We start from the raw sequence: 23,241 nt of genomic DNA, 5'->3' as shown, positions 1-23,241 counted from the left end.
GGCTAATGCAACATTGTAGCATTAGCCGCCGGTGACCCGCTGTCGCGTTGCTCAGCTTTCCTGCAATGCGCCGAGCTCGCGCTGCAGCAACTCCGCGTCGCCGAGATTGAGTTCCAGCAGTCGGCGCAGGTGGGTGACGCTGTCCAGGTCGATCTCGCGGCAGGCGAGTCCGATGCAACCGCTCCCGGCGTGTGCGACGTCGCCCTCCATGCGGATCGTCGCGCCTTCGTCGTTCAGTGCAATCTCGAGCAGACAGCGTTCGCCGAGGCTTGGGTGCAGGTCGTTGGCGGTCCGGATCAGGGCCCCTTTGAGCGACAGGTCGCTGACTTCGCACGGAGCCTCGCGGTTGCCGACGAGCAGGCGGGCGCCGCAATCGAAGCGGATGCGGGAGAAATGCCGGCGTTGCGCTTGCGGCATGGCAGGGTCCTGGCAAGTAAGATGACGGCGGCACGAAGATGGGTGCCGACGCACGATTCTGGGACGGAGTTGCCCTCCCCGCAAGCAGGAACTGCGACGCGCCCGCCCGCGCCGGTTCCTGCTTGCGCGGTGCGAAGTCTGAGCAGCCTGTCACGTACCGGTTTTTGGGGAGGTGGGAAAATTCACCCGGATGAAGCATCCTGTTACGCTTGCTGAGAGAATGGCTGGCGCGACCCGGTGCGGGTCATCGTGATCACAGGGCGGGAAATTGCGTGGCAGAAGTGTTTGAACTCAACGGCGTGTTCGCGCGCCCGGAAAACGATGCGAAAGAAAGGCGCGCGGACGCCGATGCGCTGCTCGATTGCCTTCTGCTGATTGCGAGGGCGCACGGTGCAGCGACGACGCGGGATGCCGCGCTGGCCGGGTTGCCGCTGGAAGATGGGCGGCTCAATCCCGCCCTGTTCGCGCGCGCGGCGAGGCGTGCCGGGCTGAGCAGCAGGCTCGTCCGCTGCGCGCCTGAGAAGCTGAATCCTTCCCTGTTGCCCGCCGTGCTTCTGCTCAAGGGCGAGAAGGCGTGCCTGCTGCTCGGTTGGAGCGAGGACGGCGAGCGCGCCCGGGTGGTGTTTCCGGAACTGGGTGAAGCCGCAGTGGAAATGACCCGCGCTGAACTCGCCGCGCGGCACGAGGGGCACGCGATCTACGCCCGGCCCACGTTCCGCTTCGACGCGCGTACGCCGGAGGTGAAGTCGGTCAAGCGCCACCACTGGTTCTGGGGGGTGATTGCGGAGAACGGAAGCCTGTACCGCGACGTGCTGCTGGCGGCGTTCATGATCAACCTGTTCGCGATCGCGATGCCTTTGTTCGTGATGAACGTCTACGACAGGGTGGTCCCCAACCACGCGATCGAGACTCTGTGGGTGCTCGGTGTCGGCGTGCTCATCGTGCTTGCCGGCGATCTGATCCTGCGCACGATGCGCGGCTACTTCGTCGACCTCGCGAGCAGCCGCGCGGACGTGAAATTGTCGGCGGCGATCATGGAGCGCGTGCTCGGCCTGCGCATGGAGCAGCGGCCCGAGTCGGCCGGCTCCTTCGCTGCCAACCTGCGCGCCTTCGAGTCGGTACGCGACTTCATCAGCTCTGCGACCGTGGTGGCCTTCATTGACGTGCCGTTCGCGCTGGTCTTCCTGCTCGTCATCGGCTGGATCGGCTGGCCGCTGATGCTGCCCTTCCTCGTCGGCGTCGTCCTCCTGATCGTGTATGCGATGACCGTGCAGGGGCGGATGCATGAGCTCGCGGAAACGACTTACCGCGCGGGTGCGCAGCGCAACGCGACGTTGGTCGAAGGGCTCGTGGCGATGGAGACGGTGAAGGCGGTCTGTGCCGAAGGGCCGATCCAGCGCAAATGGGAGAAGAGCGCGGCCTTGCTGGCGCGCGTCGGCACACAGCTGCGCCTGCTGTCGTCGAGCGCGATGAACGGCGCCGCGTGGGTGCAGCAGGCGGTCAGCGTCGCGATCATCATCCTCGGCGTCTATCTGATTCGCGACAACGAACTCAGCATGGGCGGCCTGATCGCGTGCTACATGCTGTCCTCGCGTGCGATGGCGCCGATCGGCCAGGTCGCGGGTCTGCTCGTCCAGTACCACAACGCCTCGACCGCGCTGAGCTCACTCGACAAGCTGATGAATCAGGAGGTGGAGCGCCCGGACGACACCAGCTTCATCAGCCGCAAGAGCTTTCGCGGCGAGATCGAGTTCCGCAACGTCGGCTTCCAGTATCCCGGCCAGGAAACCCCGGCCCTGTCCGACATCTCGCTGCGCATCCGTGCCGGCGAGCACGTGGGTATCATCGGTCGTGTCGGTTCCGGCAAGACGACGCTGGAAAAACTCATCCTCGGGTTGTACCGTCCGACGTCCGGCGCGATCCTGATCGACGGCATCGACCAGCGCCAGCTCGATCCCGCCGAGCTGCGCCGCCACATCGGTTACGTGCCGCAGGACGTGACCCTGTTCTACGGCACCCTGCGCGAGAACATCACGTTGGCCACTCCGCTTGCGGACGATGCCGAGGTGCTGCGCGCCGCGGAGACCGCGGGCGTCACGGAGTTCGCCAACACCCATCCGCAGGGCTTCGACATGCAAGTCGGCGAACGCGGTGCATCGCTGTCGGGCGGGCAGCGCCAGTGCGTGGCGATCGCGCGGGCGGTGATCCACCAGCCGCCGATGCTGCTGCTGGACGAGCCGACCGCGTCGATGGACTTCACCAGCGAGGAGGAGCTCAAGAGCCGCTTGCGCGGCTTTGCGCAGGGGCGGACGATGATCGTCGTTACCCATCGGACTTCACTGCTGGAGTTGGTCGAGCGCATCGTCGTCATCGACGGCGGGCGGATCGTCGCCGACGGACCCAAGGACCAGGTCGTCGATGCCCTGCGCCAGGGGCGGGTCGGGAGGGCCAAGTGATGAGCGAGATCGGTCAGCGGTCCTTCGAGCGCATCGGGAATGTATCGGAGCGTGTCGGCAAGCCCCTGAGGCCCTGGTTCGACCGGCTGTTCGCGCGCTTCCTTCCCGAGACCTCGGTGAACGGGCGCCTCGACTGGGCAGCGGACGCAGACTGGGCGCTCATCCAGGAGGAGCCGCTGCGCGCGCGCATGCTGCTGCGCGTTGTGGCCGTTGTCCTGCTGCTGTTGCTGCTGTGGTCGGCCTTCGCGCCCATCGATGAGGTCACGCGCGGCGAGGCAAAGGTAATCCCTTCCTCGCAGGTGCAGATCATCCAGAGCGTGGATGGCGGCGTGGTCGAGGAGATGCTGGTGCGTGAGGGGCAGACCGTCGAGGCCGGGGATCTGTTGCTGCGCATCGATTCCACGCGTTTCGTTGCCTCGTTCGCGGAGAACCGCTCGCAGTACTTCGCCTTGCGCGCCAAGGCCGCGCGGCTGGAGTCCCTGACGTCGGGCACCCCCTTGAACATGCCGCGCGACGTCTTGCGCGAGGCGCCCGAGATTGCCGACCACGAGCGGCGCCTGTACGAATCGACGGTCGCGGAGCTTGACGCCCAACTGTCGATCGCGCGACAGCAGCTCACTCAACGCCAGCAGGAGCTCAACGAAGTGCGTGCACGCCACGCGCAGAGCAGCAGCGGCCTCGAACTGGTGCAGCAGGAGTTGAACGTCACCCGGCCGTTGATGAAGTCCGGGGCGGTATCCGAGGTTGAGCTCCTGCGTCTGCAGCGCGACGTCGCACGCCTGCGGGGCGAGCGCGATCAGGCTGCAGCGCAGATGTCGCGCATCCATTCCGCGATCTCCGAGGCCACGCGCAAGATTCAGGAGGTGGAACTGACCGTGCGCAACGTGCAACGCAACGAGCTTTCCGACACGATGGCCAAGCTCGGGGCCCTCACCGAGGGCGGCCGTGCGCTGGAGGACCGAGTCAAGCATGCGGAGGTGCGCTCGCCGGTGCGCGGCACGGTCAAGCGCCTGCTCGTGAATACGGTCGGGGGCGTCGTGCAGCCGGGCAAGGAGGTTGTCGAGATCGTGCCTTTGGACGACGCGCTGATCCTCGAGGCGCAGGTCAAGCCCAAGGATATCGCCTTCCTGCGTCCCGGCCAGAACGCCCTGGTGAAGTTCACAGCCTACGATTTCGCCATCTATGGTGGCCTCGATGCGGTCGTCGAACACATCGGCGCGGATACCGTCACCGACGAGAAGGGCAATGCTTTTTACACTGTACGGGTGAGAACCCTGAAGTCGAGTCTTGGCGAGAGCCTGCCGATCATTCCGGGCATGGTGGCTGAAATTGACATCCTCACCGGCAAGAAGACGATTCTTTCCTACCTGCTGAAGCCCGTCCTGCGGGCCAAGGCCAATGCACTGTCCGAACGATGAGCCAGAACATCTTTCTCTGCTCCGAAACGGTCCGCCCATCGGCGCGTTGGCTGGATGCGTTTCCCGAAGGGGTCTGCCAGGAGCAGGCCGACCTGGTAGCGGCAGTCCGCCCGGGTGACGTGGTCTGGGTCGAGGCGGCCGACGGCGGCTGGCTGGACAGGCTCGGTGCCCTCGTGAAGCTGCTGCCCGATTGTCGCCTCGTCGTCGTCAGCATGACGCCCGACAGCGCGGAGGCGCTGGCTGCTCTCGATCGCGGTGCGCGCGGCTACTGTCATGCGCTGGCGGTGCCATCGATGTTTCGGGACGTCGAACTGGTGGTCCGCCACGGCGGTCTGTGGGTCGGCCCCGAACTGATGGCTCGGGTTGTCGGCGCGGCCGGGCGTGCGCTTGCGCCGCAGGCGACGCTGCAACAACCGCTCCTGTCCGAACGCGAGGCCGAAGTGGCGCGTGAGGTGGCCAACGGCATGAGCAACAAGGAGATCGCCGCGAAACTCGGTATTACCGAGCGCACGGTGAAGGCCCACATGGGCGCGATCTTCGAAAAGCTCGGGGTGCGCGACCGGCTGCAGCTCGTGTTGCGTCTGTCCGAGCATCGTGATGTCTCGCTGCCGGTGCATTGATGATGTATATCAGACGCGATACCGAAGGGAAAATCGTTGCCGTCAGCCGCGAACCGGTCGATGGTGCCGGCTGGAGCGCCGCTGGGGTGGAGGACGCCGACCTGCTCACGTTCGGGCGCGACATCGTCGAAGGCACGAACCCGATGGGGGCCACGGACCTTGGCCTCGTGCGTGTTCTCGAGGATCTGATCGAACTCCTCGTCGAGCGCTCGCTGATCCGCTTCACCGACCTGCCGGCGCCCGCGCAGCGCAAGCTCATGGAGCGCCGCGGCGCCCGCGAGGCGATGCAGCACCTGAGCCTGCTCGACGACGATGGCGTGATCTGAGCCGCCCACGCGGCCCTCGTCCCGTGACCGCGCCTCAAGCGAGGCTATCCCTCGCGCACGGCTGGTCCCGTCATACCGTCGATGCCGAGGTCCGACAAGGCCTCCTGTTCCGCGGCAGACCCCACGCCTTCGGCGATCGTCATCAATCCGAGCGAGTGCGCGATCATGCACAGCCCGCGCAGGAAGGCCTGGTTGCCGGCATTCGTGTCGATGCCGCGGATGATGGCCGAGTCGATCTTCACGTAGTCGAGCCCGAGTTCGTGCAGGTCGCCCAGTTCGCCGAAATGCGCGCCGACATGCTCGATACCGACGCGGCAGCCCAAGGGCTGCAGGGCGACGCACAGCGTGCGGAACTCCGCCAGGTGGCGCAGCGCACCGTATTCCGGCACCTCGATCCAAAGCAGTTTCGCGGTTCCAGCGTCTGCCTGCAGCAGGGAGAACAGTTCCCCGCGGAAGTTTGCGTCGCGCAGCGATTCGGCCGATAGGTTGATCCCGCGCTCCCTGCCGTCCTGCGCAATGGCCCGCAACGCGGCCCGCAGCACCGCGATGTCGAAGCGCGGCATCAGTCCCAGCCGTGCGGCGTGCGGCATGAAATAGCCCGCGGGCTGCCAGGTGCCATCGAGCTGGATGCGAATCGGCGCTTCGTCGTGGAGCAGGCGCCCTCCGTTGGCAACCACCGGATAGGCACCCAGGCGCACGCGGTCGTGCTCGAGCGCCGACAGCAGGGCCACCCGCCAGGACTGGAGATCCGGGTAGGGCGCAGGGGTGCCGCCGCTTTCCACGCGCAGACTGCGATCTCCGGCCTGCTCTGCCGTCGCGAGCGCGCGGTCCGCACGCGCGAGCACCTGAGAGCGGATTTCGCCTGCGGCATAGTTCGTCGCCGCGACGGGCAGCGCTATCCGCACCTCCCAGCGGCGCGCGTCGAGCGTGTCGTAAAGCTCGCGCGTCAACTCGTTTGCCAGCGCATCGGGATCCTCGCGGCCCGGGGCCAGCAATGCGAAGTCGCTGCCGTTCATGCGCCCCGCGTCCCAATTAGCGTTGCCCGCTGCGAAATCGGAAAACCGTCCCGCCAGGTCTCTCAGCAGCCGGTCGGTCGCCTCCCTGCCGATGCGCTGATTCAGCCCCGCCAAGTCGCCCACGCGCGCTAGCAGCAAGGTTCCAGCCGCTTGCGCGTCGTCGCGGGCAAGCGCGGAATCCAGCTGGTTCAGGAACTGGGCTCGGTTCAGCAGCCCGGTCATCTCGTCGTGCTGCGTCTGGCGCCGCAGCTGTTCGAGGCGCCGCGCCTCCTCCGCGAGAATGGTACGCACGCGGTCCGACAGCGTGTTCATCGCCCGCACCACGCTGCGAAACTCGCGCGTGCTGGGTTCGGGGGTGGTGACGAATCGCCGTCCGCCGATCGCTTCCGCCTGTTCGACGACGCGGCCGAGGGGGCGCGTGATGTGCTTGATGATCAGGGTGCCGATCAAGCCGGTCAGTACCCCACCCAGCACGAACCATCCCAGCAGTTGCAGCGTGCCCTGCCACAGGGCCGCATAGGCATAACGTTTGTGGCTTTCCAGTGTCAGCGTGCCGAACTGGCGCCAGCCGTCCTGCACCTGTGCGACACCGGCATGTGCTTTGATCGGAATCAGGCGGATGAACCAATCCGGCGCGCCGTCGAGCGTGCCCGCATATTCGCGCTCCGCGATCATCTCTCCGGTCGGGCTGGTCAGCCGGATCAGGCGGTAGTGTCCGGCGTCGAACTGGGCCGAGATCTGCAACTCCACGGTCACTGCGTCTTTGGGCATCTGCGACAGCGACAACGCGAGCGAGGTCGCATTGTCGAGGTTCTTCACCTGCAGTTGCTGCTCCAGATAATGCCGCGCGGACAGCGTGCTCACGACCAGGCTGCCGCCCAGGGCGATGAGGGTCACGATCGCGATGGCGATCCACAGCTGCTTGATCAGGGACATGACATGGGTTCTCCGGAAATCCTGGCCGAGGCAATCATGGCAAACCGTCCTCGCGCATGCGCTCGAGCACGCTGCGCCAGCGCGACAGCCGCGTCGTCGGGTCGGCGGACGAGCTGCTGGCGCCGCTCACCCACAGGCCTTCCGCATTGAAGCTGAAGATCGGGAACAGGTCGGGCCGGCGCGACGCGGTGCGGATGTCGCCGATGAGGTTGTCGAGCACCAGCGGTTCGTCCGCGGGCGAGGGGTAATAGCCGAGCACCATGTGCGCCTGCGAGATGCCGCTGCCCGGTGCGCCCATGCTGGCGCGGACATAGATCAGGCGCAGCTTGTCGGCCGGGATGCCCAGCAGGCGCAGGCTCATGTACTTGGCGATCGAGAAGTCTTCGCAGTCCCCGGCTCTGCGACCGAGGGTCTCGAGGGGAGTGGCCCAGTAATCCTTCTGCTGCCAGATCACGCTGTCGTCTTCAAAGGCGGTGCGGCGGTTGAAGAAGGTGTTCACGCGTTGCAGTTTGTCCTGTTCGTCGAGTGCGGCCGCGTCGCCGAGCATCTGTCGCCATGCGCCCACCGACTCCGCCGCTTCCGCGCCATAGCGCTCACGCGCTAGCCTCAGCATGCGGTCCAGGTCCGGTGCGGCGAACGACAAGCCGAACACCAGGCTCGCGATCGCCGCGAGGCTGAACACGACTGCAGAGAGCACACCCGGAAAAGCGTGCTGTCTGTGCGGGCAAGAGGCTCCTGTCATCGCGGCGGTGGGCATGGTGTCATGCGCATTATCGGCGACCAATGTCATCGGGCGCGTCGTCTTGCAGACCGTTTGGGCATTTTCCCCCCGCCAGTGTTGCGTATTTGGCGTCCTGCGAGCGTTGGTCGGAAGTAATATTCACTTACAAGATTAATTATGCAGCTGACGCTGCGCAGGCCGGCGAGGAATATGCGTATATTTCATATGCATGCCCGCCCCTCTGACTGGAGAAAATATGAAAAAGTGTCGATCCGTGATTGCGATGGCTGTGCTGGCTGCGCTCCCGTTTGCTGCAACGGCGGCGGGACCGGATGCCCTGCGCGATGCGGCGCGCAAGGCGGTAGTGGCCAATCCAGAAGTTCAGGCAACCTGGAACGCGTTCCGTGCGGCACGCGAAGATCAGGAGGTCGCACGTGCCGGCTACCTTCCTCAGGTCGATGCCGTCGGCAGCATCGGCCGTGAGCAGCAGCATCGCTCGGGCGAAGGCGCCGATGGCACCGATACCTTCACCCACCGCAACCTCACTCTGTCGCTCAACCAGATGGTGTATGACGGTTTCTTCACCCGCAGCGAGGTCGCCCGCTTCGGGTATGCGAAGCTGACGCGCTACTACGAACTGGTCGACGCCTCCGAAGGGGCTGCACTGGAAGCGGTGCGGGCGTATGGCGACGTCATGCGCTACCGTGAGCTCACCCGCCTCGCGCAGGCCAATTACGTCCAGCACAAGCAGATCTACGACCAGATCGCCGAGCGTGCCGGTGCTGGAGTCGGCCGCCGCGTCGACCTCGAGCAGGCGACCGGACGCCTTGCGCTCGCCGAATCCAACCTGCTCACCGAAGTGTCGAATCTGCATGACGTTAGCGCGCGCTACCTGCGCATCGTCGGCGAGGTGCCGCAGGACGCCATGCCCGGCCTGCCGGTCGGTACGTCGCTCGGGCAGATCCCGCCGACCGCCACGGACGCCCTGCGCACAGCCTTCAATACCAGCCCCGCCCTGAATGCCGCGGTCGAGAATGTGCGCGCCAGCCAGGCTCTCATCGATTCGCGCCGTGCCGCCTTCCACCCGCGCCTCGACCTGCGCGCGCGTCAGGCGCTCGACTACAAGCTCGACGGTTTCGACGGCCATTCGCGCGAAGCGGTGGTCGAACTGGTGCTCAGCTACAACATCTTCCGTGGCGGCGCCGACGATGCCCGGCTGCGCCAGGCCGGCGACCTGAGCAATCAGGCCAAGGACCTGCGCGAGAAGGCTTGCCGCGACCTGCGCCAGACCCTCGCCATCGCCTACAACGACGTGCAGCGCCTGCAGGAACAGATGCGCTACCTCGACCAGCATCAGCTGTCGATCGAAAAGGCCCGCGAAGCCTATCGTCGCCAGTTCGACATCGGCCAGCGTACCCTGCTTGACCTGCTGGATACCGAGAACGAGTACTTCCAGGCTCGGCGTGCCTACGTGAACGCGAGCTACGACCAGATCATCGCGCAGGCCCGCGCGCTTTCGGGCATGGGCCAGCTGATGGGCACGCTCGGCGTCGCACGCGAGGATCTGCCGACGCCGGCCGATCTCGGCCAGGACCGTAGCGGCATCGACCCCGAGACGGTGTGCCCGCCTGACGCGCCGGTGCCGATGAGTATCGACAAGGCTGCGTTGCTGTCGGAAGCGATGAAGGCCGTGGGTTCGGCGCCGCCGGCCAGCACCACGGGCAAGTAAGCAGGTAACTGCCGACAGACGCCGATTGTGCCGCCGGCCTCCTCACGGAGGCCGGCGGTTCTGTTTCGCGTGCGGCGCTGCGCGGCGTGCGGCAACGATCCCTCGCGCGCTCGGTCCATCGGGCGCCATCCCGTACAATCCCTCGCATGAATCCTTCCGCACCCCTCGCGCACGGGGCCGAATCTTCGCCGCTGGGCAAGCCGGCCGACTACTGCGACACCTATTCCCCCAGTCTCCTGTTTCCGATCGCGCGCCAGATCAAGCGCGACGAGATCGGCATCGTTCCCGGCAAACTGCCCTTCGTGGGCGAGGACCTGTGGAACGCATACGAATTGTCGTGGCTCAATCCGCGCGGCAAACCCGTCGTCGCGCTCGCGACCTTCCGCGTGCCGGCCGATTCACCGCGCCTGATCGAGTCGAAGTCGCTCAAGCTCTACCTCAACTCCTGCAATCAGACGCGCTTCGAGAGCGCAGAGGTTGTCCAGGCGACCTTCGTGCGCGATCTCTCCGACGCCGCGGGCGCGCCCGTCGCGGTGGAAATACAAGCGCTGGGCACGACGCCCGTGCGCGTGATCGCCCCGCCGCCGGGCGAGTCGCTCGACGAGCTCGACATCGACATCGATACCTACCAGCCCTGCCCGGATTTCCTGTCCGCAGCCACTGGCGGGGAAGAGGTCAGCGAAACGCTGCACTCCCACCTGCTCAAATCCAACTGTCTCGTTACCGGCCAGCCCGACTGGGGGTGCATTGTCGTGCGCTATGTCGGGCCGAAGATCGAACGCGCGGGGCTGCTGCGCTACATCGTCTCGTTTCGCAAGCACAACGAATTCCACGAGCAATGCGTCGAGCGGGTCTTCTGCGACATTCTGCAACGTTGCAGGCCGCAGGCGCTTGCGGTGTGGGCGCGCTACACGCGCCGCGGCGGCCTCGACATCAATCCCTTCCGCTCGACCGGATTCTTCCTCCCGCCGCAAAACGAAGCCGAAATCCGCCAATAATCCCCTGCCTGCCGGTTTCTCGCGGCCGCACGGATCGGCATCGCAAGAGTACGCTAGCATCATGGTTTTCATTCAGGGGGAAGGGTATGGCGAGGGTGCAGAATACCGGACCCAAGGGCGCCGGCATGCGGCAAATCGCGCTTATTGGGGCCGCGCTCATCGTGACTTGCGCAGCCGCTCCCGCACTGGCCGAGCGGCCGATGGCGGTGGACGATGCGGGCACGGGCGAGAAGGGGGGGCGAAGCTCGAATTCGGCTGGGTGCGCGACGACAAGGAGCGCGGCGCCGAGGCGTCGATTGCTTATGTTCCGTTCGGCGGTCTCGAGATCGAGCTCGGCTACGTGCGCACGCGCGATCCCGATCCCGATCCGTCCCTCTGGGCGCACGGCCTGGGCGTGGCGGTGAAATGGGTGCCGCTGCAGGCGGAGTCCGGCCTGTCGGCCGGTCTCAAATACGAGTACGAGCGGGCACGCGTCGATCTGCGCGGGCAGTCGGATGAGATCGCCCGTGCCAACGGCGTGACCGGCCTCCTCAGCTGGGGCTTGGCATCCGGACAGCACGTGCACCTGAATCTCGGTCGCGAGTGGGTGCGTGTCGAGGGCGAGAACGAAGTCGCCAACACCTGGGGGGTCGGTTTGGAGCAGCCACTCGGCGAACGGCTCACGCTTGCTGCCGAGGTGTTCGGTGCCGAGGATGCACGTCCGGATCGCCAGATCGGCCTGCGCTATGAAGTCGTCGACGGCTTCATCGTGTCCGCCGCGGTCGGGCGGGGTAGCGACCGCAGCATCGCCAATGTGGGGTGTGCCTGGGAATTCTGAGGCGCGCGCATTCGTGTCAACGCTCCTTCGTGGAGGGGCGTTAAATGCATGGGTCGGACGATCCGGCGAGGCGGCCCGAGGCGCCAATGTGCAAGAGGCGCTTTCCGGGTAGTCAAGGCGGGGATGCTTGGTTTAATATCCGGCCGGTTCTACACCACCATCTAAAGGAACAGAGCATGAAAGTTTTCGTTGCTGCCGCGGTTGCCGCGGGCCTTCTCTCCGCCGCTCCGGCTTTTGCTTCCGCTGACCTGGCCAAGGCCAAGAACTGCCTCGCCTGTCACGCCGTAGACAAGAAGCTGGTCGGCCCGGCCTACCAGGAAGTGGCCAAGAAGTACGCTGGCGACGCTGGTGCCGTTGCCAAGCTGGCCGAGAAGATCCAGAAGGGTGGTTCGGGTGTTTGGGGCACGATGCCGATGCCGGCCAACCCGCAGGTCAACGCTGAAGAAGCCAAGACCCTGGCTACCTGGGTTCTGTCGCAGAAGTAATCGACTCTGGTCGATGCAAGAAAGCCAGCCCGCGGTTATATGGAGTCACTAAGCACTCATATTTGACCGCGGAAAGTACCGCTTCTGACTTCAGGAGCGGTATTTTTTTGCTTGACGATGTACTTGGTGTGGAGTATTTTTGAACACATTATGAGTGCAGTCAACAATCTTTCCGGCCTGCAGAAGGCGGACCAGAACCTAGCCATCTTCGTCTCCTGGGTCGCCAGCAAGACCGACGCCGACTATCGGGAGATGGTCTTGCGCGGGCAGCTCAACCGCAAGGAGATCGCCAGGGAGTGCCAGTTTGCCAAGAGCGTCTTGCTGCAAAATCCGCGCGTCAAGCAAGCCCTACGCGATCTCGAAGCGCAACTGCGCGAGCGCGGCATCCTGCCGTCCATTGCCGACCCCGCGACGCCTGCGCCGGTGACCGACGCACCCAACCCACGCGCCGCCGCTGACAAGGCCCGTCTGAAACGTCTCGAAGCAGAAAACGCCGCCCTGCGGGCCGAGGTGATCGAACTGCGCGGCCAGCTGGAGCGCTACCGACTGATGGACGACGTGCTGGCGTCGACGGGGAGGCTGCCCCGGTGAGTCTGCCCAGCTTCACCGTGCGCGTCAGCGCCGTGCGCAGCCAGAGTCCACAGGGCCTGGGCGGGGCGATATTCACCGGCGTCGAGGTCGACGCCGGTGGCGGCCGACGCGACGCCAAGGCGCATCTGGTGGTCAAGGCCCCGCACTGGCTGCTCAACACCTCTATCGAAGTCGGCCAGCTCTGGCGCCTCACCGGCGAAGCGACCCCCAACACCATCGTCGTGAATGGCTATCGCCTGACCGAATCGACCCTCACGCCAGAAACGATGGAGCTGCTGCGCCCCTCGGGCGAGCATATCGTCACGCTCCTTGCCGAGTGCAGCGCCTTCGCCGGCATCGGCATGGTCAAGGCACGTCGCCTGTGGGACCGCTTCGGGGAGGACCTGTACGCCATCCTCGATAACGGGGACGTGAAGCGGCTTGAGGAAGTGATGACCGCCGAAGCGGCGGCGAGTCTTGCCGACGCATGGCATCGTTGGGGTGACACCTTCACCCTGCAATGGCTCCAGTCCAAGGGTTTCCCGGTCGCCCTGGGGCGCAAAGTCATCGACCATTTCAGCCCGCACCCCGCCGTCAAAATCGAAGGCAACCCCTATCGACTCATCAGCTTCGCGGCCGATTGGACGGCCACCGACAGGCTCGCTCGAGAGTCGTTCGGCATTGCCGAGGACGATCCAAGACGGCTCGCCGGAGCCGTCGAGGAGGCCCTGTACGGGGCGTTTGATGCCGGACACACCTGCATCACCCGCAGCGAGGCAGCGCAGCGCGTAGGCGGCCTATTGGGTCGTGGTGATGCCAGCCTGATCGACCGCGCGCTCGCGGAGGCCGAAGCGCGGGGATGTTTCCTGCGTCGTGCCGAGCGCCTGCATGCCGTGGGGCCGTATGTCATGGAGCGCGGCATTGCCGAGTCCATCGCCCAGCGCGCGGCACAGCCGGACCCGCTGCTGATGCGTGCTGATCTGTCGGCGCTGCTGGTCGAATATCAGACCGAGTCAGGCATTACGTTGGAGGCAAGTCAGATCGAGGCGCTGGAAGTGGCCAATGCCCACCCCATCGCCGTCATCACCGGCGGCGCTGGCACGGGCAAGACAACGGTGCTGCGCGCCTTCTTCGGCATGTGTGGTGCGGCCGGATGGCCGGTCTGTGCCATGGCGCTCGCCGGGCGTGCCGCACGCCGCATTGGCGAAGCGACCGGGCAGTCCGCGACCACCATCGCCGGCTTCCTGACCCGGTTCGATCCCAGGACCGCCCCCGAGCGTGCCGTCGTCGTCATCGACGAAGCCTCGATGCTCGACCTGCCGGCGGCCTATCGCCTGATCCGCCATCTGCCCGAAGCCTACCGTTTCGTGCTGGTGGGCGACCCGCACCAATTGCCGCCCGTGGGGCCGGGGCTGCTCCTGCACGAACTCGCGCACCAGGCCGGCATCCCGCGCGTCGAGCTGCAACAGGTCAAGCGCTATGGGGGCAGCATTGCCGAAGCCGCCCACGCAGTCCGGCAGGGGCACTGGCCCGACCTGCCCGATGATCCGTGGGGCGACATCGCCTTCCTGCCCTGCGCTCTGGCCGACATCAACGATACCGTGCTGGACCTGCTGAACGACGATCCGGACGCCACGCAAATCCTCTGCGCCACTCGCACGGCAGCAGCGGGAGGCGTGAAGGCGATCAATGCCCTGTGCCTGGCGGCCCGCCATGCCGGCAATGCAGAGCTGCTGCGCTGGAACCCTGAATTCGAGGCCGTGCAGGGCACCGGCTTCCGGCTGGGTTCGCCGGTCATCTGCCTGGTCAACGATTGGGAGAAGAACCTGCAAAACGGCTCACTCGGCGTGATCGTATCGGTGAAGCCACCCTGCCGCGATGCCGAGCCGGGGCAGAGTCTCGGCCGCATCCGGTGGGATGACGGACAGGAGCGCGACCTGACCCCCGACCTGTTGCCGCATCTGGAACTGGCCTACGCCATCACCATCCACAAGGCGCAGGGCAGCCAGTTCCCGCGCATCATCGTGCCGGTGCGCCAATCCCAATTGTTGGATCGCACGCTGCTCTATACGGCGATCACCCGCGCCCAAAAGCAGGTGATTTTGGTGGGCGATGTGGCCGCCGCCAAGGCCGCCGTTGAAGCGCCGCCCCATGCCTCGCTGCGTCAGGTGGCCCTCGGATCGATGCTCACCGACATACTGGAGGGCATGGCGTGACCCATACCGTCGTCCGCTACAAGGTCGTGCGCGACAACACCGGCATCCATGAGGAAATCCCGGTGATCCTCACCGAGTTCGGCCCGCTGCAACCGCTGATCAAATACGTCCTCAGGCAACGGCACCTGATGTCGGAGAGCAGCATCGACAAACTGGTGCAGGCAGTGGGCCTCCTGATCGACTACACGGAGGCCAATCATCAATCCTTCGACGACCCGAAGGAGCTGTTCGAGGTGTTCGTGCAGCGGCTCTACAGCGGCACGGTAGGCGTCGACGGCAATGACCCGAGCGACCTGTACTGGGATGCCCGCTCGCCGGCCGTGGTGCGAGTGCTGGTCAATCACCTCTCAAAATTCAGCGACTGGATGGCGCAGGAGCAAGGGACGACGCCGCTCAACCCGTGGCGGCAGGCGACCCGTGCCGAAGAGCGCCTGGCGTGGGCGGCATGGCACCACCAGCGCAGCCGCGCCTTCCTCTCGCACACCATGAGCGTCGATGTCGCCAGCCTCAAGGTCAGCCGGGCGCGCACGGCCCTGCTCAAGAATACCCCGGTCATCGACCACGGGCCGGTCAAGTATTTCCCGCAGGATCGCATGCACGATCTGCTGTTTCGCGGCTTCATCGTGCCCGGCAAACAGAGGAGCCCGCGCGTCGAGGAGCGGCTGAACCTGCGCGACATCCTCATCACGATGCTGCTGCACTACGGCGGGCTGCGCATGAGCGAGCCCTTCCACCTCTATGTGCATGACGTCATTCACGACGACACCGATCCGGGCTGCGCCCTGGTGCGGGTGTTTCACCCGAGCTACGGCCAGGCGCCCGCCGACCTGTTCGACGCCAAGGGCAAGCCGGTGGCGTGTGACCGCGCCACCTACCTGCGCGACAGGTATGGCCTGCCGCCGCGCACGGAGTACAAGAGCACGCACACCCTGCACGCCGGGTGGAAGGGCAACGCACTCGACAGCAAGCGGCACTTCATGGACGTGCATTGGGTGCCGCGCTGGGCAGGCCGGTTGTTCTGGAAACTGTGGGTGTTCTACATGGCGCAGCGGGATCAACACACCCCGGACCACCCCTACGCCTTTGTGACACGCGAGGGCAAGCCCTACAGCATCGATGCCTTCGAGGACGCGCACGCCAAGGCCGTCAGGCGCATCGGTCTGGTGCCGGCCAAGGCGGCGGGCACCACGCCGCACGGACATCGTCACGCCTACGGCCAGCGATTGTCCGACCTGCACCTCGATGCGACCTTCCTCAAGAAGGCGCTGCACCACAAGTCGCTGGAGTCGCAGGTGGTCTATACCGAGCCGGATCGCGTGAAGCTCAACCGGGCGATTGATGCCGCGCTGGCCCGCGCGGAAAAGGCCGAGGACGGGACGGCCCCGCCGCCGCCCGACTTCCTCGCGTACGGCTTCAAGGACGTCGATCCGCTGGGGCTGCTGTCCGGTCCGAACCGGAGATTGCTGAGGAGAAGTTGATGCCTAAAGGGAAAAGGACTGTCGAAAAAAAATTCGACGCCGACTTCCGCTTCGTGCTCGACCTCGATCAGGCCATGGAAGGTTGGCGCGTGTGGGCGGCGGAGTATTGGGCGGGGCTGCCCAAGACCCGCCCAAACATGATGCAATCCGCCCTGACCGCGTTTCTGGTCCACTACCTGCACGGCCAACAACTGCATGCACCCCCGCTCGACGCGTTTTTTGCCGCTAACCGTTCGCTTCCACCACTCGATACGGCGCTGGGCCTCGAGTTGCTTAGCTCCGAGCGCGTTGCCAACCAGAAGCACGATACCGTTAGCGACTTCCTCGACTGGGTATTGCGAGAAAAGCTCGCCGCACCTGATGCCGACGGCCATCGCGTGGTGCCGCCGCGCCTCGCCCACCCCTTCCCGAGAAGGGGAGCCAAGCGTCACGGCAAGACTTCGGACCTGAGCTTCGCCCATGTGCTCAAGCTCGACCCCAGGCTGGAGGAGTGGCGCCAACTCGCCGCCGACTGGCTCAAGGACCAGAAAGCCGACGTCTCCAACCGCCGCGATTCCCTGGACAGGTTCCTCATTCACTACATCCACGGCCAGAACTTGGAGCACAATTACGGACGCTTTTTCCTGCGCGAGACCGAAAAACCGGACCTGGCTCCGGTGCTCATCAGCGCCAAGCGCAAGGGAGCGAGGAAACTCCTGAGCCAAGACGTGAAAAATAACAACATCATCGCCGACTTCCTCGACTGGGTGCTGGCGACCCGGCTCTGCGATCCCGAGACCGGCGAATGGGATCGCTCGCGCTTTCACAATCCGGTACCGCGTCTTTCTAAAGCCGGGCTGCCGACGAACAGCCAATCCGACAAGGCGTCCCTCTCCATCCGCTACATCCGCGAACTGCGCGGCATGCTGGCCGAGGGGCGGAACCTCCAGGACTGGAAATGGGCGCAGGCGGCGATGGAGGATGGGCGATATGGCGGCGACTGGTTCGTGGTCGATCCGGCGATCATCGACCCCGACGACCCCGATTGCGTGGCCCGGTGCCGCGCCGCGAGCAAGCACGAGATGGAGCATAAGGGCTACCCCGCCGAGGTGTGGGAGATGTGGTCGCCGGTGCGGGCCGTGACCCTGTACCTCAAATTGGAATTGCCCCTGCGCACCTTCCAGGTCCGCATGCTGGATTCTGGGGAAGCCGACACCTGGCGCTACGTCCATGCGCCAGGCGGCGGGGGCTTCATCCTCAACCGCGGCCCGCTCGCCACCGGCAGCGAGCAGCGGCCCTCTCAGCGCGGGGTCTTCCACCGCAGCGCGAACGAGAAGGAAGCCGGCTTCTACATCAACACCAACAAGACCGCCGACATCGACACGACCGAAAACGAGAAGGGCTACGTCATCCCGTGGGCCAACGACGAGGCGCTCTACTGGCTGGAGAAGCTGCGCACCTGGCAGGAGCGCTACAACCCGATCCCGGCGCCGACACCCTGGACGGCGCTGGAAGCCAAACACTTCGGAAGGACGCCCCCCCATGCCGAGGTGCTGGCGCAGCGCGGTTCCACCTGTTTCCTGTTCCGCGACCCGACCGACGGCGAGGGTGACAAGCCGCTCGTTAAAACTGCGCTGGACCGCGTCTGGTACAAGCTGCTCGCCCGGCTGGAGCAGCGCTGCGCCAACCGGGGCGAGACGCTGGATGACGGTACGCCGATCCGCTTTGTCGATCCGGATTCCTCCACAACGACGCGCTTCCCCCTGCATGCCCTGCGCGTGTCGCTGATTTCTTACTACATTCTCGACCTCAAGCTGCCGATCGCCGTGGTGTCCAAGATGATCGCCGGTCACGCGACCATCATCATGACGCTCTACTACACTAAGTTCGGCAAGGCATACATGCGTGAGGTGCTCTCCGAAGCGGAAAAGAGCGACCTCGAAGCCGAGCAGGCCAACCACCGCCGCTTCCTGATGGAAGAGAGCTTCGAGCAGGTCTCCCAGCGCTTTGCTTACGTGTCCGAGGATGCCGTGCGCACGGCGGCCAACAACCGCTCGGCTGCCGCCTTCGTCTTCGACGACAATGGCATCTGTCCCAACGGCGCAACACTGTGCGATGTCGGTGGGGATAAACTCACCGACCGCCAGACTGAGCAGTTCTATGCTCCCGTCCCCGGCTTCCCGCAGGAGCGCAACTGCGTCTGCTGCCGCTTCTTTCTGACGGGCCCCGCTTTCCTGCCCGGCCTGATCGCGCACTTCAACACCGTCAGCGAAAAGACCCACCGCCAGAGCGACCGCTATAGCGCCCTGAATGACAAGCTGGTCGATCTAGAAGACCGCCAGCGGGCCTGCGAGCGCGAAGACCAGCCCTTCCTTCAAGTGCGGGAACTGGATCAATTGTCGAAGTATGTCGAGGCCGAGGCGATCACGCTGAACGGGTTGATGAACACCCTGCAAGCCACGCACCACCTGATCCAGCGCGCCATCCAGATCGCCGGCGACACTCAGAAGGAGGGCGTGAAGCTCGTCGCCAAGGGCAGCATGACCGATCTCAAGGTGGGCTTCATCGAGTCGCAATCGGTGTTGCACCAGCTCGAAGTGGTGTGCGAGAACGCCGTGATCTACCCGTCCATCGATGCCGGCTTCGCCACGATTCGGCGCGCGCAGATGCTCGATGCCATGCTGCGCTACAACGGCATGGATCCAGTGCTGATGTATCTGACGCAGGAGCAGCAGCTGCATGTCGGCAATGCCGTGATGCAGCTCATCCAGGCACGCACCGGCTCGATCGAGGGCGCGCTGCCCTACGCCGAGTGCCGTCTCCGGCTCAAGGACATCGGCCTGCTCAAGGACGAGGTCATGACCGAGATCGCCCACGTCAAGGCCCAGAGCCTGATCGACCATGCCAAGGCCAAGCGGGCGCTGACTCCGCCCAGGGAGGATTCCAATGACCATGCATCCTGACGATCTGCTGGAACAGCTCAAGAAAACCGCCACCGCGCGCAAGAAGCGTAGTCTGGAACTCATCTACGAGATTTGCCGCGAGCAGTACGAGCGTGGCAGTAGGGACTTCTCGGTGGCGACCATCGCCCGGATTGCGGCGGATCGGGGCGGCCCGAGCAAAGGTGCGATCCACAACAAGACTGGCGATGACTACAAGGGCCTGATCAAGGCTTGGGCCGAGCACACGGGTGGCGTGACCCGCAAGGTGCGGCAGGTCAGCGAAAACCCCTACTCTGCCCTGATCGAGAAGATCGAGAACCCGGCGCTGCGCTCCATGATGGCCGGCCTTCTCGCCGAGAACCGGCAGATGCGCCGTGAAATCACGCTGCTCAAGGCCGAAGGCAACCGCGTGATCGACATGCGGCCGCGCTCTGCGGAGCCGCGTGAGGCGATCCAAGTTCTTCCGGCCACGACCGGGCTGTATCCCTCGGAGATCGAGGCCCTGCGCCATGCCGTCAGCGACAGGCTGCTCAAGAATGAGGGCTGGTCCTGCGATGCCGAGGGGCGCGTCCTCAATGAGGCCGGGCGCGTCATCTTCAAAGCCGGCTATGTGTCGGCTATCCGAAAGATCATCGGCGAGAAGGCATCAAGCGAAGGCAGCCCGGCGAACCGGATCGGCGTCAACAACGGCAAGCTCGATGTGACGGACGTTGAATGAGCGGAGGCGGAATGGGGTTAGGTTTTGTACCCCGCCCTTGCCACGCGGCGCGCGCGGGGTTTGGGGCGGAGCCCTGAGGTCTCTGTTCGGCCAATAGCGGCCGTTTAAGCTTATGGCGTCCGTACACTTGCTCAGCCTCGCGGCGTGGCTTACGGTTGGTCAAGTGTCAGCGCCCGTCATTGGACGCGCGCAACCGGACGAGGCCATCTCGCGCGAGTTGTTCGAGCGCGCGGCTTATGAGATTTGCCGCAACCTCGGGCGCACTTTTTTCCGTAGAGCCCCACCGGCACGGGGGGGCGTCAAGGTATTGTTGCATCTGTGGCGGCACGTTCAGAACCAACGTTTCCGAAAGCTGCTACTGCTTAGGACGTGTCACTGTGGATTGCGATGCGAATGAGGGCCAATTATGCGATATGCGTGGCGTTTTTATAGTATCTTTTAGGGATCATGCGAACCCTCGTTAAACGCTTCTGCGAACGTCTCGGTTACGACGGCGACAGCGGCCTGATCGAACCCAAGGAATTTTCACGAGTGGCCGGCGTTGCGCAGGCGCTCTGGGCGGCGCACGATCAAGCGAAATTGCAGGCGTGTTTTGGCGCTTGGGAGGACCATTGGGTCCCGGACAGCTCGCAGCGTTTCACTCCCTTGGTTTACATTGCCTTGGCAGACGATGAGCACGATGCCCGACGCATCCATCGCTGGGTTTGGAGTCAGGGCAAAGCGCCGTGCTTGGTCATCCTCTGTCCCGACGAAGTGATCGTCTGCAGCGGCTTCCACTTTTTGACTGACACTCGCTGGAACGACGCGGTGCAACGGGAGCCGTTGCCTTGGCCGACCGAAGGCGATCTCGCGCCTTTGCTGCGGGACCTTGCGCCCGACCGATTGCATGCGTCCATCACATGGCGGGACTTTACGAAGTCGGGGAAGGTTGGGGTGGATACGGCTTTGCTAGAGGGTCTCGAAGGGCTGCACGAGTACCTTGCGGATAGCATCAAGTCAGAGAAGCTGAAGATCCCGCCAGACCTGATCAATCGACTCATTGGCAGACTGATCTACACGTACTTGCTCACCGACAAGAAGGTGATCGAGGTCGACGGTTGGGAGTGTGATGCTGCGGGCGGCAACAGATTTCTCGAACAGCAGTCGTCAGGTTTTTGGACGCTGCAGGACCGAATTGATGAAATCTTCAACGGCGGAGTTTTCCAGATCAGCGAGCACGAACGTTCACTGATCACGCCTTCCCTTTTGGATCTCGCCATCGGCTTCATCCGAAGAGGCGAGAAGTTCGATGGCAACTATCGACAAACTGCGCTGTTCTCGATCGACCTTTCTGCCATTCGCATCGAGACCCTGTCGGCCGTTTACGAGAAGTTCCTCCGGACGGAGTCCGTCGAAGACGCCAATCGCGACGGCGTCGTGTACACACGCCCGTTCCTAGCGGACTTCATGTTGAATCGGGTCGCAGACAGCTGCAAGTTCAACAGCGACACGAAGGTGCTGGATCCGACGTGTGGCTCGGGTGTCTTCTTGGTTGCAGCGTTCCGCCACATTGTTGAAAGCGAGCTTGCAGGGGGAGTACAGCGGGGCCGTCGATACCTCTCCCTGCGGAGATTGCACGAACTGCTCAAATGTTGCATTTATGGGGTGGAGAAGTCTTCTTCGGCGGCGCAGGTTGCCACGTTCAGTTTGTACCTGAATCTCCTGGACTACCTCGATCCCGCAGATCTTGCGTTCCGCATCAACGGGGGGAGCGCTGAAAAGGTGTTCCCTCCGCTGCTTGGGTCGAATATCCTCGCGGCGGACTTCTTTTCCAAGAAGCGCTTTTTCCCAGAAGTCAGTTTCGACGTCACCGTTGGCAACCCGCCATGGAAGAAGTTGGCCGACGTCACTAAGCACAGCGGCGACGTGGAGAAATACGAGATTGAGTGGCACGACGCCTCCCAGCACGTGGCGTGGGGCCTCGTGAAAAAGTACCTCAAGGTCGGCGGACGGCTTGCTTTGGTGCTGCCAGCCAAATCCTTTGCGGCGCCGGCCGCAGGCCGTTTCGTTACGGCCTTTGCACGAGAGGCCGACATCGATTTGGTTGTGAACATGTCCAGTTGGCGGCGTTACCTCTTCGTGGGCGCTGAGGATCCGGCAGCTCTGATGTTTGCCACCAATCGACCTCCGAAGGCAATGGGACGCACCTGGTTCTACATGCCGCGGCTGTGGTCTCAGCCCTTCAAGCCCGACGCCATGTGGATGCTCGCCGTTGATCGAGCCGACGTGAACAGTTTGCCCAGCGCCATGGCGTTTGCCAACCCCGAAAGCGTGTTTGATGCTTTTGTCCTCAAACCATACGACCGCAGGGTCAAGCAGCGGCTCATCGGCCTATATCACGGAGATAAAGTCACCTCTCTTCGGGGGTTGTTGGACGATGCGGGTTTGGAGCTTGCGCGGGGAGTTACCGCCACAGAATTGCAAATCCCCGGCGCTGCAAGAGCTGCTGCTGGGCAACTTGATCCAAAGCGGCGAGATGAGAGGCGTCCGGTCATCACGGATCTGACGTCCGTCTTTTCCGCGCACCCGGATCTTCAAGACCTGTCGATCAAGCAACTGCCGAAGAACTCCGTCGGTGAACGCTGCAAAGGGCCTCGGCTGATCCTGGCTCGCAGCATGCAGTACTGCTACTGCACCTCGCAGGTTTTTGCGGTCAATCCGACTTTCAATTTGATCTTCTCGATCAAGCCAACGCCCAAGCGCGACGAGGCGGGTCTGCTTGAGCTGCTGTCCCGTCTGGGCCAGTATCTGATGAGCGATTTTGCGCGGTACCAATTCGCGTTGTTCGGCAAGCTTTGGCAGATTGATGGCAAGCGAGCGGAGAAGCTCGATTTGGAACGCATCGTGGTGCCTTCGCTTGCTTCGTTGCAGAGCCATGCCGATTGGGATTGCTCGGACTCCAAAGCGAGAGACGTCCTGAAGCGGATGGAGATGGAGGAATTTCTGGCACCTCTCGAGGACTACGCAAGCTTTCGCAGTGAACTTGAGAACGCTCGCTGGCCCACGCCGCGTCCGCTAGGAGACGCAAGCGTGCCGAAGACCTATTTGGCCATGCTTGGAGACGTGTTGGGTAGCCGCCTGAACGAGCAAGTGGAAGTCAAAGCCGGTAAAGGAAACTCGGTGATGACCGAGATCGTGCTCGGTTTCCAGAGCGACTTGGAAGATTCTGCAATGGGGGCGTTGAGCGATGGTGACGGATTCCAGTTCTTTGACTCGGCAAGACTCAAGCGAGGCAACGGACGATCACAGGTCATCATTTGTAAGCCTAAGGGCTCTGAACACATGACGCTCGAACGCGCGTATGCCGACGGTCTGCACGTGATCAACCGCTTGTTTCTCCATTGACGCGCGATGCACAAC

Annotated in this window: 17 protein-coding genes; 14 read left to right on the top strand and 3 right to left on the bottom strand. The window is 64.2% G+C overall.

Features of this window, described 5'->3' with window-relative positions; translation table 11 throughout:
• Window positions 1-51 precede the first annotated feature (51 nt).
• Window positions 52-417, bottom strand: coding sequence for a PilZ domain-containing protein (locus ToN1_RS08945; protein ID WP_169208930.1), 366 nt, complete (start codon window positions 415-417; stop codon window positions 52-54).
• A 299-nt stretch (window positions 418-716) separates the two neighbouring features.
• On the opposite strand from ToN1_RS08945, the gene ToN1_RS08940 reads away from it, so the two are divergent.
• Genes ToN1_RS08940 through ToN1_RS08925 form a run of 4 tightly spaced genes read left to right on the top strand, consistent with a single transcriptional unit; the run spans window position 717 to window position 5,237 of the window.
• Entirely contained in the window at window positions 717-2,873 is a 2,157-nt protein-coding gene (locus ToN1_RS08940; protein ID WP_210148131.1) for a type I secretion system permease/ATPase, read from the top strand.
• Complete coding sequence (locus ToN1_RS08935; RefSeq protein ID WP_169208281.1) at window positions 2,873-4,291, top strand: HlyD family type I secretion periplasmic adaptor subunit; 1,419 nt, start codon at window positions 2,873-2,875, stop codon at window positions 4,289-4,291. Before ToN1_RS08940 ends, ToN1_RS08935 begins: the two co-directional genes overlap by 1 nt.
• Window positions 4,288-4,911: a LuxR family transcriptional regulator gene (locus tag ToN1_RS08930; RefSeq protein ID WP_169208279.1), complete on the top strand. Its 624-nt coding sequence runs from the start codon at window positions 4,288-4,290 to the stop codon at window positions 4,909-4,911. Before ToN1_RS08935 ends, ToN1_RS08930 begins: the two co-directional genes overlap by 4 nt.
• Window positions 4,911-5,237: a hypothetical protein gene (locus tag ToN1_RS08925; RefSeq protein WP_169208278.1), complete on the top strand. Its 327-nt coding sequence runs from the start codon at window positions 4,911-4,913 to the stop codon at window positions 5,235-5,237. The genes ToN1_RS08930 and ToN1_RS08925 overlap by 1 nt, the downstream gene beginning before the upstream one ends.
• Before the next feature lie 44 nt (window positions 5,238-5,281).
• Here the strand turns inward: ToN1_RS08925 and ToN1_RS08920 are convergent, their stop codons facing one another.
• On the bottom strand, window positions 5,282-7,189 hold the full coding sequence (locus ToN1_RS08920; RefSeq protein WP_169208277.1) for a bifunctional diguanylate cyclase/phosphodiesterase: 1,908 nt from the start codon (window positions 7,187-7,189) through the stop codon (window positions 5,282-5,284).
• 34 nt (window positions 7,190-7,223) lie between these two features.
• Window positions 7,224-7,886 (bottom strand): transglutaminase-like cysteine peptidase, encoded by a 663-nt coding sequence (locus ToN1_RS08915; protein ID WP_244861006.1) that lies wholly within the window; start codon window positions 7,884-7,886, stop codon window positions 7,224-7,226.
• Between the two features lie 280 nt (window positions 7,887-8,166).
• Here ToN1_RS08915 and ToN1_RS08910 point away from each other — a divergent pair, with 280 nt between their 5' ends.
• The 10 genes from ToN1_RS08910 to ToN1_RS08865 all read left to right on the top strand — a co-directional run bounded on the left by ToN1_RS08910 (window position 8,167) and on the right by ToN1_RS08865 (window position 23,226).
• Entirely contained in the window at window positions 8,167-9,639 is a 1,473-nt protein-coding gene (locus tag ToN1_RS08910; RefSeq protein ID WP_169208276.1) for a TolC family outer membrane protein, read from the top strand.
• Between the two features lie 146 nt (window positions 9,640-9,785).
• Entirely contained in the window at window positions 9,786-10,637 is an 852-nt protein-coding gene (gene queF, locus ToN1_RS08905) for an NADPH-dependent 7-cyano-7-deazaguanine reductase QueF (protein ID WP_169208275.1), read from the top strand.
• A 259-nt stretch (window positions 10,638-10,896) separates the two neighbouring features.
• A complete protein-coding gene (locus ToN1_RS08900; RefSeq protein ID WP_244861005.1) occupies window positions 10,897-11,454 on the top strand; it encodes a porin in 558 nt (185 codons plus the stop codon).
• Between the two features lie 176 nt (window positions 11,455-11,630).
• Window positions 11,631-11,939, top strand: a complete 309-nt coding sequence (locus ToN1_RS08895; protein WP_050417422.1) for a c-type cytochrome — start codon at window positions 11,631-11,633, stop codon at window positions 11,937-11,939.
• Between the two features lie 150 nt (window positions 11,940-12,089).
• Window positions 12,090-12,530, top strand: a complete 441-nt coding sequence (locus ToN1_RS08890; RefSeq protein WP_169208274.1) for a VPA1267 family protein — start codon at window positions 12,090-12,092, stop codon at window positions 12,528-12,530.
• Window positions 12,527-14,725 (top strand): AAA family ATPase, encoded by a 2,199-nt coding sequence (locus tag ToN1_RS08885; RefSeq protein ID WP_169208273.1) that lies wholly within the window; start codon window positions 12,527-12,529, stop codon window positions 14,723-14,725. The genes ToN1_RS08890 and ToN1_RS08885 overlap by 4 nt, the downstream gene beginning before the upstream one ends.
• A complete protein-coding gene (gene gmtY / locus ToN1_RS08880) occupies window positions 14,722-16,203 on the top strand; it encodes a gamma-mobile-trio recombinase GmtY (RefSeq protein WP_169208272.1) in 1,482 nt (493 codons plus the stop codon). The genes ToN1_RS08885 and gmtY overlap by 4 nt, the downstream gene beginning before the upstream one ends.
• Window positions 16,203-19,145, top strand: coding sequence for a gamma-mobile-trio integrase GmtZ (gene gmtZ, locus ToN1_RS08875; RefSeq protein ID WP_169208271.1), 2,943 nt, complete (start codon window positions 16,203-16,205; stop codon window positions 19,143-19,145). The genes gmtY and gmtZ overlap by 1 nt, the downstream gene beginning before the upstream one ends.
• The gene (gene gmtX, locus ToN1_RS08870) at window positions 19,129-19,842 is read left to right on the top strand and encodes a gamma-mobile-trio protein GmtX (protein ID WP_210148066.1); all 714 of its coding nucleotides are present in this window, start codon (window positions 19,129-19,131) and stop codon (window positions 19,840-19,842) included. The genes gmtZ and gmtX overlap by 17 nt, the downstream gene beginning before the upstream one ends.
• A 447-nt stretch (window positions 19,843-20,289) precedes the next feature.
• Window positions 20,290-23,226 (top strand): HsdM family class I SAM-dependent methyltransferase, encoded by a 2,937-nt coding sequence (locus ToN1_RS08865; RefSeq protein ID WP_169208270.1) that lies wholly within the window; start codon window positions 20,290-20,292, stop codon window positions 23,224-23,226.
• The last annotated feature ends 15 nt before the right edge of the window (window positions 23,227-23,241 follow it).

Origin of the sequence: Aromatoleum petrolei, assembly GCF_017894385.1 — a bacterium.
GTDB lineage: Bacteria > Pseudomonadota > Gammaproteobacteria > Burkholderiales > Rhodocyclaceae > Aromatoleum > Aromatoleum petrolei.
The sequence above is the reverse complement of the archived record's forward strand: the minus strand, read 5'-3'. Positions and strand labels throughout refer to the sequence as shown.